Annotated in this window: 19 protein-coding genes and 1 riboswitch; of the genes, 8 read left to right on the top strand and 11 right to left on the bottom strand. The window is 35.8% G+C overall.

Translation table 11 applies throughout. From position 1 onward, the window contains the following. Nucleotides 1–5 precede the first annotated feature (5 nt). Nucleotides 6–1,082, bottom strand: coding sequence for a putative 2-aminoethylphosphonate ABC transporter substrate-binding protein (locus EKQ63_RS08320; RefSeq protein ID WP_000750887.1), 1,077 nt, complete (start codon nucleotides 1,080–1,082; stop codon nucleotides 6–8). A gap of 228 nt (nucleotides 1,083–1,310) precedes the next feature. Then, nucleotides 1,311–1,463 carry a hypothetical protein gene (locus EKQ63_RS29850; protein WP_000240799.1) on the bottom strand — a complete coding sequence of 51 codons (153 nt, stop codon included), beginning with the start codon at nucleotides 1,461–1,463 and terminating at the stop codon, nucleotides 1,311–1,313. Nucleotides 1,464–1,611: 148 nt separating this feature from the next. On the opposite strand from EKQ63_RS29850, the gene EKQ63_RS08310 reads away from it, so the two are divergent. Further along, on the top strand, nucleotides 1,612–1,947 hold the full coding sequence (locus tag EKQ63_RS08310; RefSeq protein ID WP_087951750.1) for a DUF3905 domain-containing protein: 336 nt from the start codon (nucleotides 1,612–1,614) through the stop codon (nucleotides 1,945–1,947). A gap of 38 nt (nucleotides 1,948–1,985) precedes the next feature. On the opposite strand, the gene EKQ63_RS08305 is transcribed toward EKQ63_RS08310, so the two are convergent. From EKQ63_RS08305 to phaR, 5 genes are all read right to left on the bottom strand, one after another. Continuing rightward, entirely contained in the window at nucleotides 1,986–3,335 is a 1,350-nt protein-coding gene (locus tag EKQ63_RS08305; protein ID WP_001204696.1) for a TrkH family potassium uptake protein, read from the bottom strand. A gap of 23 nt (nucleotides 3,336–3,358) precedes the next feature. Further along, nucleotides 3,359–4,552, bottom strand: a complete 1,194-nt coding sequence (locus tag EKQ63_RS08300) for an NAD(P)/FAD-dependent oxidoreductase (protein WP_143880953.1) — start codon at nucleotides 4,550–4,552, stop codon at nucleotides 3,359–3,361. 96 nt (nucleotides 4,553–4,648) lie between these two features. Then, nucleotides 4,649–5,734, bottom strand: a complete 1,086-nt coding sequence (phaC, locus tag EKQ63_RS08295; RefSeq protein ID WP_000206335.1) for a class III poly(R)-hydroxyalkanoic acid synthase subunit PhaC — start codon at nucleotides 5,732–5,734, stop codon at nucleotides 4,649–4,651. Nucleotides 5,735–5,816: 82 nt separating this feature from the next. After that, the gene (locus EKQ63_RS08290; RefSeq protein ID WP_000250412.1) at nucleotides 5,817–6,560 is read right to left on the bottom strand and encodes an acetoacetyl-CoA reductase; all 744 of its coding nucleotides are present in this window, start codon (nucleotides 6,558–6,560) and stop codon (nucleotides 5,817–5,819) included. Between the two features lie 151 nt (nucleotides 6,561–6,711). Continuing rightward, nucleotides 6,712–7,194 carry a polyhydroxyalkanoic acid synthase subunit PhaR gene (gene phaR, locus EKQ63_RS08285; protein WP_074602806.1) on the bottom strand — a complete coding sequence of 161 codons (483 nt, stop codon included), beginning with the start codon at nucleotides 7,192–7,194 and terminating at the stop codon, nucleotides 6,712–6,714. A 198-nt stretch (nucleotides 7,195–7,392) separates the two neighbouring features. Here phaR and phaQ point away from each other — a divergent pair, with 198 nt between their 5' ends. The 7 genes from phaQ to EKQ63_RS08245 all read left to right on the top strand — a co-directional run bounded on the left by phaQ (nucleotide 7,393) and on the right by EKQ63_RS08245 (nucleotide 13,020). Then, on the top strand, nucleotides 7,393–7,845 hold the full coding sequence (gene phaQ, locus EKQ63_RS08280) for a poly-beta-hydroxybutyrate-responsive repressor (protein WP_087951748.1): 453 nt from the start codon (nucleotides 7,393–7,395) through the stop codon (nucleotides 7,843–7,845). A gap of 42 nt (nucleotides 7,846–7,887) precedes the next feature. Continuing rightward, a complete protein-coding gene (gene phaP / locus EKQ63_RS08275) occupies nucleotides 7,888–8,412 on the top strand; it encodes a polyhydroxyalkanoic acid inclusion protein PhaP (RefSeq protein WP_000448589.1) in 525 nt (174 codons plus the stop codon). Between the two features lie 101 nt (nucleotides 8,413–8,513). Beyond that, entirely contained in the window at nucleotides 8,514–8,957 is a 444-nt protein-coding gene (locus tag EKQ63_RS08270) for a MaoC family dehydratase (protein ID WP_001067916.1), read from the top strand. Between the two features lie 148 nt (nucleotides 8,958–9,105). Next, nucleotides 9,106–9,291 carry an alpha/beta-type small acid-soluble spore protein gene (locus EKQ63_RS08265; protein WP_001140707.1) on the top strand — a complete coding sequence of 62 codons (186 nt, stop codon included), beginning with the start codon at nucleotides 9,106–9,108 and terminating at the stop codon, nucleotides 9,289–9,291. Nucleotides 9,292–9,405: 114 nt separating this feature from the next. After that, nucleotides 9,406–10,725 (top strand): TrkH family potassium uptake protein, encoded by a 1,320-nt coding sequence (locus tag EKQ63_RS08260; RefSeq protein WP_087951747.1) that lies wholly within the window; start codon nucleotides 9,406–9,408, stop codon nucleotides 10,723–10,725. A 38-nt stretch (nucleotides 10,726–10,763) separates the two neighbouring features. Beyond that, a riboswitch (yybP-ykoY riboswitch) is annotated at nucleotides 10,764–10,928 on the top strand. A 91-nt stretch (nucleotides 10,929–11,019) separates the two neighbouring features. Next, nucleotides 11,020–11,814: a TerC family protein gene (locus EKQ63_RS08255; protein WP_000383324.1), complete on the top strand. Its 795-nt coding sequence runs from the start codon at nucleotides 11,020–11,022 to the stop codon at nucleotides 11,812–11,814. Between the two features lie 354 nt (nucleotides 11,815–12,168). After that, nucleotides 12,169–13,020, top strand: a complete 852-nt coding sequence (locus EKQ63_RS08245; RefSeq protein WP_087951745.1) for a formate/nitrite transporter family protein — start codon at nucleotides 12,169–12,171, stop codon at nucleotides 13,018–13,020. Nucleotides 13,021–13,055: 35 nt separating this feature from the next. On the opposite strand, the gene EKQ63_RS08240 is transcribed toward EKQ63_RS08245, so the two are convergent. The 4 genes from EKQ63_RS08240 to EKQ63_RS08225 form a co-directional block, all read right to left on the bottom strand. Continuing rightward, a complete protein-coding gene (locus EKQ63_RS08240) occupies nucleotides 13,056–13,349 on the bottom strand; it encodes a cyclic-phosphate processing receiver domain-containing protein (protein WP_087994478.1) in 294 nt (97 codons plus the stop codon). Between the two features lie 14 nt (nucleotides 13,350–13,363). Beyond that, the gene (locus EKQ63_RS08235) at nucleotides 13,364–14,086 is read right to left on the bottom strand and encodes a prepilin peptidase (protein ID WP_087994479.1); all 723 of its coding nucleotides are present in this window, start codon (nucleotides 14,084–14,086) and stop codon (nucleotides 13,364–13,366) included. Nucleotides 14,087–14,198: 112 nt separating this feature from the next. Continuing rightward, nucleotides 14,199–14,909 carry a LutC/YkgG family protein gene (locus EKQ63_RS08230; protein WP_087951742.1) on the bottom strand — a complete coding sequence of 237 codons (711 nt, stop codon included), beginning with the start codon at nucleotides 14,907–14,909 and terminating at the stop codon, nucleotides 14,199–14,201. Continuing rightward, nucleotides 14,909–16,330, bottom strand: coding sequence for a LutB/LldF family L-lactate oxidation iron-sulfur protein (locus EKQ63_RS08225; RefSeq protein ID WP_143880951.1), 1,422 nt, complete (start codon nucleotides 16,328–16,330; stop codon nucleotides 14,909–14,911). Before EKQ63_RS08225 ends, EKQ63_RS08230 begins: the two co-directional genes overlap by 1 nt. Between the last annotated feature and the right edge of the window lie 3 nt (nucleotides 16,331–16,333).

Genomic DNA, 16,333 nt, shown 5'->3' with positions numbered 1-16,333 from the left:
CTCACTTACTTTTTCGGTTCTGCTTTTTGGCCAAACTCTTTTTCCCATTTTTCTAAAATTTTGTCACGATTTTCTGCTGCCCACTTAAAGTCGTTCTTTTTGTATAACTTTTCCGTCACATCTTTAGGGAATCCATCTGGAAGTTTATAATCATTTTTAATTGTCGCAAATCCATTTTTCTCGAAGTATAACTTCATTACATCATCAGTAATTGCCCAATCTAAAAATGCTTGCGCTAATTTTTCATTTTTTGCATTATCTTTTTTAATAAGTGCGTTCGCTTCTACTTCCCAACCTAATCCTTCTTTTGGCAATACAACTTCAACTGGTGCACCCTTTTGTTTCTCTTTCAAAGCACTATAAACCATCGATACACCAACTGGATATTCACCCGCACCCGCTAATTTCGCTGGTTTTGAACCTGAATGAGTATAAGTTGCCATATTATCATGAAGTTTCTTCATGTAATCCCACCCTTTATCTTCACCCATAATTTGTAACCATGCAGAAACTGTTAAAAATCCTGTTCCAGAAGATGCTGGATGTGGCATAACAAGCGTTCCTTTATACTCTGGTTTCGTTAAGTCTTCGTATGATTCTGGCATCGGTAAATTTTTCTTCTTTAATTCTTCTTTATTTATAGCAATCCCCGTCATAAATGCAGTATTTCCTACCCATTTTTCTGGTTGTTTATCATCTTTAAATTGCGGTAAAACGCGATCCGCTCCTTTTGGAGAGTATCCTTTTAACATATCTTTTTTATCTAAAGCTAATAGACTTGAAGCTGCAGTTCCCCATACAACATCTGCTTGTGTATTTTTTCCTTCAGCTAGCAATTTCGCTGTAATAACTCCAGTTGAATCACGAACAATATTCAGCTTCACATCTGGATATTTCTTTTTAAAAGAATCAAGATAAATTGGTACAAGTTCTTCTTCAATTGCTGTGTAAACAGTTAATGATCCAGATAATTTATCATCTTTTACTTTTGCCCCAGCACTTTCTTCTTTCTTTGCACCACACCCCATTAATAACGAAAATACCATTCCAGTTGCTACAGCTTTAAAGATTGTTTTTTTCACTGTCTCTCTCTCCTTTTACAAATCTTATGTACAACTCAAATATAAACAACTAGTGTAAAAGCAGTATTAAACCAACATTAATCTTTTGTTTGTTGTTTGTTTTTGTGTAATACGTTGCTACTTCTATGTTTTTTCGCATTTTTCTGCTAATAATGAACACTAAATTTACAAATAATTAAAAAAACCTTTATAATGCCACAAAAAAATGAGGCGTTTGTAAAAAACGCCTCATTTTTGTTTACCTTTTTTTGAATTACGATTTGCATACTTCGCGCTATTTTCTCCTTCATACTCTAATGCAAATTCTGCATCTGGTAAGCTTTCTTTCGGAGTTTTATTATTGTTGATTGCCGCATTTTGTTTCACTTTTCTTTTTACCAATACATTCACCTGCTCTCAAAAATTCACTTTCTACTCTAGTTTGAAGCAAGCTAAAATAATTATTACTGGCAAGTGTTAACAAGTACATAAGAACTGCTAGATGGAAATACTACCTATGAAGAAATCATAATAAAAAGGAGCTCTTATTTTGAAGAAGAAAGATAAAGTCCAGTCACCCATTTTAGATGAAACGCTCCCGCATCAAATGAATTTCCCATCTTTTAAAGGAACAGGAAAAAAGATGCAACAACCTTTCATAAATCAATATGACGTCATAATCGGAGACAGTAAATATGATTCCGAGAACAGTCCACTTCACAATTGGAGTGATGATGTAGATCCTGCCATTATGGCTGGTGAAGAATGGATCCATCCTACAAATGATATTGGGTGGATTTCAGAAGAAAATCAAGAGTTACTAAAAAAAGAAGTAGATAATAAGAAGGATACTTTTATGCATCCGCAATTTGGCATTAACGACTAAAAAACCATTCTACCTATGTTAGGTAGAATGGTTTCATACTATCCAATAATAATTCTCTCTTTCGGATATTTATAGCGAGGTGGCTGTTCTCTTCCGCCACTAGCTAGTATAAATGTTAAAATACCGACACGCCCGATAAACATAAGTACAATGAGTACAAGTTTACCAACAGTTGTTAAATCTGGCGTAATACCTGTCGATAGTCCTGTCGTCCCGAAAGCAGAACAGACTTCAACAATTAAACTCATAAGCGGTACATTTTCCGTAATAGATAAAATAAATAGGGCTGTGGCACATAATAAAATCCCCATTGTCATAACGACAGATGCTTTCAGCACGTCCTCTTCATGTAGCTGACGTTTGAAGACTCTAACTGTTCTCCCGCCTCTTGCAAAAGTGTATAGTGACAATATACTAACAGCAAATGTTGTTGTACGTATCCCGCCCCCAACCGAACTTGGAGATGCTCCTATAAACATTAATATACTCATAAATAAAAGCGTCGGTTGTGACAATTCAAGTATATCCATTGTAGCAAGTCCCCCGCTTCGCGTCGTCACAGATTGGAATAGTGTATAGAAAACTGTTTCATGCCATGACTTTCCTGCTAAAAAATGATTTCGTTCTAGTAAAAAAATCATAATCGTTCCAACGACCACGAGCGCAAAAAATGTTGTTGTCGTCAATTTTGTAAATAACGAAAAACGAAATAGTTGCTGTCTCCTTTTACTAAGGAATTGTTTCACTTCCATTAATACAGGGAATCCGATTGCTCCTAAAATAATAAGTAACATATGAATCATTTGAACAATGTAATCTTTTTTATACGGAATTAGCGATTGTCCTGTTAAATCAAATCCGCCGTTCGTAGTTGCACTAACAGCTGCAAAGAAACCGTGAAAATAAGCTTCTTGCCAAGTTGGAAAGTAAAGTAAGAATCTTGTACCTAATAATATTGCTCCAATAAGCTCTATTGAAATAATTACAATTAAAATAGAACGCATCAATTCTACAAGACCTGATAAATTCCCTTGATTATGGTCTGCCATAATCAGTCTTCTTCTCTGCAAACCAATCTTTTTTCCTGTTATAATCCAAACGAATGTACCTAACGCCATAATGCCTAAGCCGCCCAATTGTAAAATAAGGGCTAAAATAATAATTCCTGCCGTAGTAAATGTATCTGAAATCGTAACAACAGACAGTCCCGTAACACTTACCGCACTAACAGATGTAAAGAGGGCATCGATAAATGTCCATTTCACATCAGCCTTTGTAACAAACGGTAAACTAAGTAATATTACCGATACAACTACTGCTAATAAATAAAACAAAACAATGAGTTGTACAGGACGCAATTTTTGTAAAAACTTTTTTATATCTCTCATTCCATCACTTCGCTACCTTTTTTCTATCGATTAAATAAAGAAAAATCTTCACTTTCTTTATTTGTAAATAACTGCTCAAATATTTTAGCAAATACCATTCCATACACAGTTCCATTACCTCCATATGGCAATGCATAAAATAAATTATGTATCTTAGTATCTTCTTTTAAAATAGGGAGACCATCATGACTACCGCCAAATGCTGCCGCCCAATAGTACTCCGCCTGTATATCTTTATACTGCGGGAACATCTCTTTTATAATGTTAATAAGGACATCACGCTTATGCAATAATTTCGTATCACCGATTGTTTGAATTTTCATTGCTTCATCCAATCCACCTACAATAATACGATTTTCATACGTCCTAAAATATAAGTAAGGCCTTGCTGTTTCCCAAATTAATGATTGCTCATGCCAGCCTTCAAATGAATCTACCTTATTTGTCACAACTGCATATGATGTTTCCACTGTTGTATTTTTTTCTTTCTTTCCGAAAAGTGCTTCATAACCCGTCGCCATAATAATATTCTTTGCTACAATTTGATTTCCTGTTTTCGTATAACAAATTAAATCATTTTGACGTTTTTTTATATGTATGGCCTCTGTCTGTTCATATATAGTAGCCCCCATTTGATTTGCTTTATGCAAAAGGCTATGCGCTAATAAATACGGATTTACCTCAGCATCACCGTGTGTATATAATGCCGCTTGTTTTGTAAAAGGATAACGTTCCTTAATATCAGATGCTGTAAAATACTCAACCGGAAACTCATAATTCTGTAACGTTTTGTATTCCTCTTGTAAAAATGAGACATCTTCACTTTTACTTGCATAATATAAACTATTTCGCGGAATAAACTGGGGATCAATATCGAGAGTCGGTACAACTTTCTCCATTGTTCGTAACGCTTCGTAACAAAGCTTATATGCTCGCACCCCTTCTTCTTCTCCAAATGTATGGATAAGTGAAGTTAACGATTTATCATGAAGAAATTGTAATAACCCTGTATTAGCAGCTGTGCTACCACATGAAATCATATTTTTTTCAATAAGTGTAACGCGCATTCCAATTTTCGCTAACGAATACGCTATTTGAGCACCTGCTTCGCCACTTCCAACTACAAGCACATCACATATCATATCATTTTCTAACGATGGATAACAAGGCATAGAAGCTCCTGTATCCCAAAACAACTTACCAGTCATAAGCTTCATAATTATACTCCTAAAATATAAATTTCTCCTTTCTATGTTTTGTTATTTTACATAAAAAAAATCCAACTAACATATGCTAGTTGGATCTTTTTATTTTTACTTAGAGCGCTCGTCAAGCCAATCTCCAATCGTCGGATACGTTTGTTTTACCGCTGTTCCACCGTAAACAATCGACATATGTCCCGTTGGTAAACATACATATTGTTTATCTGTGCTAGAAATATGATCTAGCAACGCTTCTACTTGGCATGGCAGGGCGATATGATCACGTTTCCCTGAAATATTTAAGACATTCGCCTTAATATTTGCAAGGTCTACCTTTTGTCCGCGAATAACGAGTTCACCCTTAACGAGTTTATTGTTTTGATAAAAATCACGAATCCACTGTCTGTATGATTCACCTGGGAACGGAATGCCATCGCCAACCCACTTTTGAACTAACCTCCAGCTTTCAACGAAGCGCTCATTCTCTGAACGATCTACTAAAGCAACATATGGACCAACAAAGTTCGTAATTGGTTTTAACATTTTGTTTCCGAAATCAATCATTTCTGGCGGAATGTTTCCAAATGTATCAACCGCTTTATCTAGATTGAAGTATTTCTCGTCTAATAAAGGACCATATAATCCTGTTTCAGAGAAATCAAAAGGACTTGTCATAAAGATTAGGTTACGAATTGGCATGTGTGGATGAAGTGCCGCATAAATAGAAGTTAGCGTTCCCCCCATGCAATAACCAAGTAAAGAAATCTCGTCCGATTTTGCAGTTCGCATTACTTTTTTCACTGCTTTTGCAATATAATCAAACACAAAATCATCAAATTTCAAATGACTATCTTCTAAACCAAATGTGCCCCAATCAAGCATATACACATCAAAACCACGGTCCACTAGATATTCCACTAAACTATTTCCAGGAGTTAAATCCATAATATATGGTTTATTAATAAGAGCATATATTAATAGAATTGGAACTCTTTGTGTTTTTTCTTGTTTTGGAATGTAGCGATAAAGCTTCGTCTTATTCTTCGTCCAAATAACCTCTTTCGGCGTTAATCCTACTTGTGGCTCTGGTTCACGTAATAAAATTTCACTCGCCCTTTTCACTCGGCGATATGCTTTTCGGTACTCTTCTGGGTATAGCTCTAATTGCTTTTCCCATTCTGTTGCGAATGTAGTCATCTTTCTATCTCCTTTTTGGTCAATTTCCTTCTAAAAAAAGAAGTGCATTCCTGCTATGGATATGCACTTTTTTCTTACTTCATTACATATATAATCCGCCGTTAATGTTTAATTGCTGACCTGTGATATAAGCACCGTCACGGCATAGGTATACTACACCTTTTGCAATTTCATCAGCTTGACCAAAACGTTTTTTCGGGATTTTAGCAACGATTTTTTGACGTACTTCTTCTGGTACTTCTGCTACCATTTCAGTATCAATAAATCCTGGGCAAATAGCGTTTACAGTTACATTTGTTTTTGCAAGCTCTAATGCTAATGATTTTGTAAATCCTAGCATACCTGCTTTTGCTGCTGAGTAGTTTGTTTGTCCAAATCCACCCGCTTGACCAATAATAGAAGAAATGCTAATGATTCTTCCTTCTTCTGCTTCCGTTATGTATGGAAGTACAGCGCTTGTCGTATTAAATACACTGCTTAAGTTCACGTCAATTACGCGCTCCCAATCTTCACGATTTAACTTTTTGAATGTACGATCTCTTGTAATACCAGCATTATTAACAAGAATATCTACTTTACCAAAATGATTCACTGCTTCTTCTACAAGTCGGTTTGCATCTTCTACTTTAGAAACATCTGCTTGAACTGCATAAACGTCATGTCCTTCTTTTCCTAGTTCATTTACTAAGTTTTCAGCTGCTTCTTTACTGCTGTTATAGTTAATAACAACTTTTGCGCCCTCTTGTGCTAACGCTACTGTAATCGCTTTTCCAATTCCTTTTGCCCCACCTGTTACGATTGCTACTTTTCCATTTAATTGAACCATTTCTTTTCCCCCTTAAATGAATTTGTGAACGACTATTATGAATCATTTTGGTACTCATACTATGGAGTCCCTATATAATTATGTTTCGCTGTTTATACATAGAAATGAGATTCTCCCTCTCTCTTTCATATGTTATAAACAAGCGCTATTATCACTTTTTATTTTCTGGCTTATTCGTAGGTTTTACTTCTTCTTTTACAGGTTCTTGTAGTTTTGCTAGTACTGCATTTTGCTTTTCTAGCAATTCTAAAATTTGATCAACTTTCGTTTCTAATGTGCGAATATCTTGTTTTACTTTCGTAACATCGCGCTTTAATGTAGGAGCTTGTCCTACTGACTCTACCTTCTCTTCTAGAAACTCCTCAATGTTATCCACTTTATTTTCTAAGTTAATAACAAGCGTAGCCACTCTAGCGATATCCTCTTTCGTAGGCACATTCACCTGCTCTAAATAATTTTTTGTCGTATCATTTAATGCTTTTTGATAAAACAAATTCAAATCTAGAACGCTGCCCATCCAAGCAGAATATTCTTCTGTTTTAATTGTTTCATTGAGCGCTTTTCCCCAAAATGTTTCGGTTTGTTCATAAGCATTTTTCCATGCTTGTAGTGGATCGAATTTTTGATCAATCACTTTACCTACACTCCCTTTTTCGTTTTTGAAACAATTCAACCTATTCATTATTTTCTAATATTCTGAATAAAACTTCAAGTCTATATTTTATTTTTTTCTATTTTCTAACAAATGTATTGACTTTAAAAACAGATAGGTGTAAATTGCACTTATAAGCAAAAAATTCCATCTAACTGATTCATGAGGTGATGCACAATCATGCTACATAATGAACCAGAACAACGCGAAATTTTGGAGAACACCCAAGCAAAACAACCAAACTCCATGCCAAAAAACTTCTTAGTTCCCTTCTTACTTCTATGTCTAAAAGACTGGAGTCTTCATGGTTACAAACTTATTCAAATGCTAATGGATATCGGCTTTTCTTCTGTTGACCAAGGTAATGTCTATAGAACACTACGCAAATTAGAAAAAGAAAACCTCATTTCTTCTACTTGGGATACAAGCGAAGGAGGGCCAGCAAAAAGAATTTATTCTTTAACTGAATATGGAGAGAAATATTTAGCAACATGTGCAACTTCTTTTGAGCATTACCAAAATATGCTGCGAACGTTTTTCACGTTATATACGAACGCATTCTTTCCATTTGCCACTTCTCCAGAAAAGGATGAAAAGGATTCTTCATCTTCACCTGGTGGTACAGCAGAGTAATCTGCGTTCACAATATGCAAAAAAACATTTGGGGGTCAAACAATGGAAACTAAACCATACGAATTGGTCGATGCATTTTGGAAAAACTGGTCTCAATCTCTTTCCCTTTTCTCTTCAGCTGGGAAACAATTAGAGCAACTTACTTTAGAAACATTAAAACAACAACAAGACGCTTTGCATAAATTAACATCAGGAGTAGATGAACTGGAAAAAGAACTGCAACAATTTACTACTCAATTCAATAATCAATATACAGATTACGTGAAGCAATTAACTGGAAACTCCTTAAATGATCAAATTAACGAGTGGCAAGACAAATGGAAAGAACTTTCTGCTCATATGCAACAGCTAACTGTTTCTCCTACAAAAACATCTTTGTCTATCCTTACTCAAACAAGCGGTCAATTTGAAGAAACAACGAAGCAATTTATTGAACAACAACAATTACAACGTGAAGAGGCTCAAAAACAGTTAGAAGGTTTTTTGGAAGATTTCAAGACAAAACAGTTGGAACTCGCAAAAAAGTTCGAGGAAAACTCAAAAAATCTATTTACTTCCATCAAGTAAGAAAAATGTGGGAGCTAACTGCAGCACAAACAAAACTCTTTCTTCCTCCTACTACATCAAGATGGCTAGCATTTTTCGATATGGAAAAGAAGGAGGACAAAATGAATCCATTTCAAGAAGCACAAACCGTCCCGGAGCTTCGTTATGATGAGATTCAAGTCGGTGATCAAGCATCACTTACAAAAACGATTACGGATGAGGACGTTATCAATTTTGCAAAATTGACTGGAGATGTGAATCCTATTCATATTTTAGACTCTTTTGCAAAAACGACAATGTTTAAAGAACGTATTGCCCATGGTATGCTCGTTTCAAGTTTTATTTCTACCATCCTTGGAACGAAACTCCCGGGTAAAAATACGATTTATTTATCTCAAAACGTTTCATTCCGCGCTCCTGTCAAAATCGGTGATACACTTCGCGTTGTGGCAGAGGTCATCAAAAAACGTGACGATAAAAAAATCATTACGTTGCAAACAAATATATATAATCAATCGGATGATATTGTCGTGGAAGGTACAGCGACAATACTAAAAAAAGAGTAGCAATTTTTGCTACTCTTTTTTCTATCCAATAACTTCTAATCACACCGATTACTTCCGCGTATGAGTACGTCGGTTCCACATAAAATAACGGTACCAGTTCAGCTAAGTACTTAGCTGGACTGGACTACTCATAAGGATGTGTATCATCATGGCAAAAACAAACAAATTACTAGTTCCAGGTGCTGAACAAGCACTTGATCAATTTAAATATGAAATTGCACAAGAGTTCGGCGTAAGCTTAGGGTCTAATACAGCATCTCGTTCTAACGGATCAGTTGGCGGTGAAGTAACAAAACGTCTTGTTTCTTTAGCTCAACAACAATTACGTGGATAACAATATAACATATGGCTTAGAGGCAGATATTCTCTGCCTCTTTCTATTTTTAACATACATAATGGTGCTTTTTCACATACTAGTAAAAGCAAACTGAAAGGAACGATATGTAACATGAAACGGATTAACCTTCACATGAGTCCTCCCCGTGTTCTTACTTTGTCTTTTATTATGTTATCAATTATCGGTACATGCTTATTAAAATTGCCAATTGCTACAACGACGTCTATTTCATGGCTCGATGCTTTATTTACAACCGTTTCTGCTTGTACGGTTACAGGGCTTGGTGTTGTGGACACTGGAAAAGTATTTACCTTATTTGGCCAATGTGTCATTTTAACACTTATACAAGTGGGTGGACTTGGCATTATGAGCTTTGCCGTTTTAATTGCGATTATGCTTGGCAGAAAAATTGGCCTTCAAAACCGAATTTTACTGCAACAAGCATTAAATCAAACGAATATAGGCGGTGTCATTCGTCTTGCCAAAGCATTATTTTTATTCTCTTTTACAGTCGAATGTATCGCTACTTTCATTCTCTCTTTTGAATGGGTTCCGAAATATGGGATTGCTAAGGGGATCTATTATAGCTTTTTTCATTCCATCTCTGCTTTTAACAATGCAGGTTTTTCTGTTTGGAGCGATAATTTAATGTCCCACTCTCACAGCATTCTTGTCAATCTCGTCATTTCCTCCCTCATTATTTTAGGTGGGATTGGTTTTACAGTAATCGTAGATATAAAAAGAAAGAAAAATTTTAAAAACCTTACATTACACTCAAAACTTATGCTCTCTTCTACTCTAATCGTCAATATTATTGCGACTGTTTTTATTTTTATATTCGAGTTTCACAATTCTCTTTCTATGAGAGGCTTTACCCCATTTGAAGAAGGCATGGCCGCTTATTTTCAAGCAGTTTCAACGCGTACTGCCGGTTTCAATACAGTTGATATTTCTGCCTTATCGAAGCCTTCCCTACTATTAATGATGCTCCTTATGTTTATTGGCGCTGGTAGTGCTTCAACTGGTGGTGGGATTAAGTTGACAACATTTTTAATCATGTTTTTTGGGGTATTTAAATTTTTACAAGAACAAGATGATATTGTCGTGTTTAAAAAATCCATTAAAGATACCCTCATTGTCAAATCATTGACCATCGCTATTATTTCTATTTCATTTATTTTTTTTGCTATTTTAATTTTAAGCATTACTGAGCGAGTTCCTCTATTGATGAGTGCTTTCGAAGTATTTTCAGCATTTGGGACTGTCGGTCTCAGTATGAATTTCACACCACACTTAACTATGATTGGAAAAGCTATTATTATCTTTATGATGTTTTTTGGGAAGATGGGACCTTTAACATTAGCTTTTTCATTTGCACGTAAAAAGAACCGGAAAATAAAATATCCGAATGAAGACATTTTAACAGGTTGACAACCGTATAAATTATCCATATAATGAGAGTACAATAGCATATCTCCAAAGGGGAGTAGCGTCCAAGAACATTTCTTGGAAACAAAGTCGTCATTACGTAGAACTTAGTTCTTCCGGCTTTGTTGGCATTTTTATTACATATGTCTAGCAAGACCTTTGCCTATTAACGGCAGAGGTCTTTTTTGCATCCATTTCCAAATTCTTCCAAAGTTAATAGGCAGGAGTATGGGGAAACTAAATAGTGGGGAAATTCTTCACTTATTTAGTACTTATAGAAATGAGAGGAGAATGTACATGGATGTATCATTATTATTGGAGTATGGTTGGGTATTACTCATCCTAATTGCACTAGAGGGGATTTTAGCGGCTGACAACGCTCTTGTTCTTGCAATTATGGTAAAACATTTACCAGAAGAAAAAAGAAAGAAAGCACTATTTTATGGATTAGCAGGGGCATTTGTTTTCCGTTTCGGATCGTTATTTATGATTTCGTTCCTAGTCGACGTATGGCAAGTGCAAGCAATCGGTGCCATTTACCTTATGTTTATCGCTGGTAATCATTTATTTAAAACGTATGTTAAAAAGAATACAGATGAAGAAACAGAAGAAAAAGAAGCAAAGAAAAAACAAGAGAACTTTTGGTGGACTGTATTTAAAGTTGAAGTTGCAGATATCGCCTTCGCAGTTGATTCTATTTTAGCTGCTGTTGCATTAGCAATGACTTTACCAAAAACAGGATTAGGTACAATTGGTAGTCTTGATACTGGGCAATTCGTTGTTATCTTTGTAGGTGGACTTATCGGATTAATCATTATGCGATTTGCGGCAACTGCTTTCGTACAAATCTTAAAACGTAAACCAGGACTTGAAACTGCAGCATTCTTAATTGTAGGCTGGGTTGGTGTGAAACTAGCAGTTTATACGTTAGCACACCCTGCATTAAATGTAATTCCGCATTCATTCCCAGAATCTACACCATGGAAGCTTACATTCTGGATTGTATTAGTTGGAATCGCAGTTGGTGGTTGGTTCTTCTCGAAAGAAGTAGAAACAAAAATAGAAAAGAATTTAGACGAAAAAGCGCTGTAATTACAGCGCTTTTTCTTTTTCCTTGTCCCCTCTCTATGTCCAGAAAAAATTTTATTATACCATCATTTGTAAGCGTTTTCCAAGTTTATGTATGTCCTTTTTGTGAAATGTTGCACAAACTTATTGAAACTATGACAGAATCCATGTACTTTATTCATATAAGGAATATTTATCCCACTTTAATGGGCAGTAAGACCCCCACCTCAAAATTCAGTGAAAGCAAAGAAGTTAGGTGGGGAATCAACTGCCCATAAAAGTCCGATTGGTTCAACTAATAATCAGTGGGGGATGAAGAAAACCCCCACTGATTAAAGTTTCACTTTATAGATGATGTACTAAAGGAGCGTATTACTCATGCTAGAACAAGGATTAGATTATGTTGTCAAACTGGCTAAGAGCAAAAAACAAATGTTAGATACAAACCCGATGCAATATTTCATTCGTGCCGCACTTGCAGGTATTTATATCGGTTTTATTATTGTACTATGTTTTAAATTAGGTAACTTTTTTCACATTGCAGATTCACCAGCAACTTATTTAGCTGCTTCTATGTTTTTCGGAATTGCCCTCGTACTTATTATATATGGCGGTGCTGAATTGTTTACTGGAAACACAATGTACTTCACTGTAGCAACTTTAAGAAAAGAAACAACAATTGCTGATACACTTCGTAACTGGGTTGCTTGTTATGCAGGGAATTTAGCTGGTGCTTTATTCTTTGCCTTACTATTTTATGCAACTGGAATTTTCGAAGCAATTGATCACAGTCATTTCATGAATAAAGTAGTAGAAGGAAAAATGAATACACCTACAATGCAATTATTCTTTAAAGCAATTTTATGTAACTGGCTTGTATGTCTTGCGTGTTTCTTACCTTCTCAAGTTAAAGGGGATACAGCAAAAATTATGATGATGATGATGCTCGTTTTCACATTCTTCTTATCTGGTTACGAGCATAGCATTGCAAACTTATCACTGTTTGCTTTATCTTTAGTTTCACCGCATCCGGAGACAATTTCTTTTGCAGGTGCTATTCATAACTTAATTCCAGTTACAATCGGTAACATCATTGGTGGGTCTGTATTTGTTGGTATGGTTTACCATTACTTAACAAAGAAAGTACCTGACGTGAAACAAGAAGAAACTGAATTAGTAGCAGCTCAACAAGAAGAAATCATTCCATTGCAAGCGCATATGAAGCATTAAAAACTCCAAAGTTTTACTTTGGAGTTTTTAGCTCCTCACATATTTAACAACAAGGTGAGCCCTTCTTCCTTTCCCTTATGAATCCTCTGTTTCATCTTGTGCATACCGATGACATCATTCGTATGAAGGTGAATTTCATTTACATATAAACCCTCTTTACAAAAAGCCTCTACAAAATCTAATCCATTTCTTTCTCCCCATCCCATATTAAAATCAAGGGAAAGAATATTCACCTCATAATCCCGAACCATTTGCAAAGCACATTCTACTGTATTTGCGGGTACATACCCGTATGGACAACTTCTTTGATCATCCATATATACATTCATGTTCTATCCCCTCTCTATTTTGTATACGTGACCAGCATGTAACATATTGCACCAAGGCTAATAAAAGGACCAAACGGAATTTGGCTCCTCATTTTCATACGTTTTACTACTATACCGGCTCCAAAGAAACAAAGACTAAAGCAAGATGCTAAAAATAAAATCATAAAAACCCCTTTCAGTCCCACTATAAATCCAAGCAGCGAAAGTAATTTTATATCTCCTCCACCAAGCCCTTCTGGATATATCTTTTGCATGCAATATAACAAAATGAATATAACGCTACTACCAACTATACTATCTGTCCAAGTGACTAACGGTACAAAAATACATTCTAAAATGAGTAAACAGGCAAACCAAGCTAAAATACGATTTGGGATTAACATGTATATGTAATCTGTAACTGAAATAATAAGAAGTAATGAAAATAGCGATAAAATGATAATAAGCTCTCGTTTCACCCCAATCATATATACAGTAAGAAGACATATCATTCCGGTTACAAGTTCAAATACTACGTACAAAATTGAAATCGCCCTCTTACAATTCGTACAACGTCCCCTTTGTATACAAAATGAAATGATTGGAATCAATTCTTTTGGCTTTAGCACATACTTACAATAATGACAATGTGAACGCGGGGTAATGATAGACTCACCTAGTGGAACTCTCATCGCAATTACCATAAAAAAAGAACCAAACACCATCCCCACTAACAATGCATATAAATAAGTGAACATCCCTTCCTCTCCTTTCCAGAAGAACATAGCAAAAAAAGGAGAGAACTTCTACTTCATATTATCTCTATTCTATTAAAAAAGCAGGCCATTTTCCGGCCTGCTTTCCCCTCTTTTATACGATGAAATATACTGCTTTTAATGGTCCGTGTACTCCGACAACAAGGTTCATTTCAATATCTGCCGAGTTACTAGGTCCTGTAATAAAGTTAATACAAGATGCCACTTCTTCACCATTTTCTACACGTTTGTTCATATCCTGAACTGCTTGTGTAATACGAGGCACAAGTGTTTCACGTGGAATAATAGCAAAATAGACAGTCGGTAAAAAGTGTAAAGAACGACCTTGGCCTTTATGACTTTGTACCACAATCGTACCCGATTCAGCTAAAGTATAATCACTAAATGCGATTCCAATATTCGCTCTTTCTGCGATACGCATATTCTCTTCTTTTTTCTCAGGATCCCATACATTCACTTCAACATTTTGCTTTGGAAGCTCTTCTTTAAATAAAGAAGTCAATCCATAAGAATCAAAACGTTCATCTGCCGATAACATAATCGGTCCCCCGCCGTTTTCAACGATTACTTTTTGAATATCTTCACGTAAACGATCGTTTGTCGTTTCCACTACAGTTGTATGAATGTTTGTACATTGATTTTTAAATACTTCTAACAATTCTTCTTGTGAATAATCTTTTAGCGTTTCTACATTTACATTACTTTTCCATGCTGGACGCTTTACGCCTTCCGTTTTCCGCTCACGTCCAAGTTCTTTTGCAATATTATCTAGAAAGGACTCACGGTTTTGAATTAATCCTGTCATTATTTTTCCCCGCCTTTCTTATGATTTTTATACCAATCACGGAATCGTTCTTTACTTGGAGCCGGGAATTCACGAATATCTGTCCAGTTTTTAAGTGGCCCAACACCTTTTGATACACGGTTACCAGATGTAAATGGACTCATTGCTGCTGGCGCCATCTTTGATCCCATTTTATATAAAGCTGCTGAAGATGCACCCATACTAAACATTTTCATTGCTAATTTTTCTGCAAGTGGAGCACGTCCTTCTTGCTCAACGATAACTTGACGATGTTTTAATAATAAATCATGCAATGGAATTTTTACTGGACAAGCTTCTGTACACGCTCCGCATAAACTAGAAGCATAAGGAAGCTCTTTGTAATCATCATATCCACCTAAAAGTGGTGTTAATACCGCACCAATTGGCCCTGAGTATATAGAGCCATATGAATGTCCACCAACATGACGATATACAGGGCATACGTTCACACAAGCTGCACATCGAATACATTGCAACACTTGACGGAATTCAGATCCAAGAATTTGAGAACGACCATTATCAACCACAACTAAGTGGAATTCTTCTGGGCCATCTACTTCTTCTTCTTGAATTGGTCCCGCTACCGTTACATAACTTGTTAACTTTTGACCTACTGCACTACGACATAGTAAACCAACTAAAACATCTAATTCTTCCATTGTCGGAACCATACGTTCCATACCCATAACTGCAATTTGTGTTTTTGGAATCGACATGACAAGATCGGCATTACCTTCATTCGTTACTAAACAAAGGGAACCTGTATTTGCAACAGCAAAGTTACAACCTGTTACACCAATTTCTGCATCCATAAATTTTTCACGAAGTTGTTTACGAACAAACTTGGTCATCTCATATGGGTCATCAGAATTTTCATAGCCAAGCTTTTCTTTAAATACATCACGAATTTGCGTTCTATTTTTATGAAGTGCAGGCGCAATAATATGTGAAGGTGGATCATTATCTACTTGCAAAATATACTCTCCTAAGTCACTTTCTAACACTTCACAACCAATTTCTTCAAGCGCATGATTCATACTAATTTCTTCTGTTACCATCGACTTTGATTTTACTACTTTTTTTGCCTGCTTCTTTTTCGCAACGTCTTGAATATACTTTGCTGCTTCCTCTTTCGTTTTTGCAAAGTACACATGTCCGCCTCTTTTTGATACATTTTCACTTAACTCCATTAAGTAATAATCAAGATTTTCTAACGTATGTTGACGAATTTCTTCACCAAGTTCACGCCATTCTTCCCAGTTTCCTAATTCATCCGCTGCTTTTAAGCGATTCGTATATAAACGCGTTTGTGCAGACGATACTGCTCCGCGCATAAACGAATCTTGAATTCCATCGCCAACGCGATCATTAAATTTTTTCTCACTGATTTTCATAGACATAGC

Origin of the sequence: Bacillus sp. BD59S (genome assembly GCF_007363175.1) — a bacterium.
Classification (GTDB): Bacteria; Bacillota; Bacilli; order Bacillales; family Bacillaceae_G; genus Bacillus_A; species Bacillus_A pacificus.
Note: the sequence above shows the minus strand (reverse complement) of the source record. Positions and strands in the feature narration are given on the sequence as shown.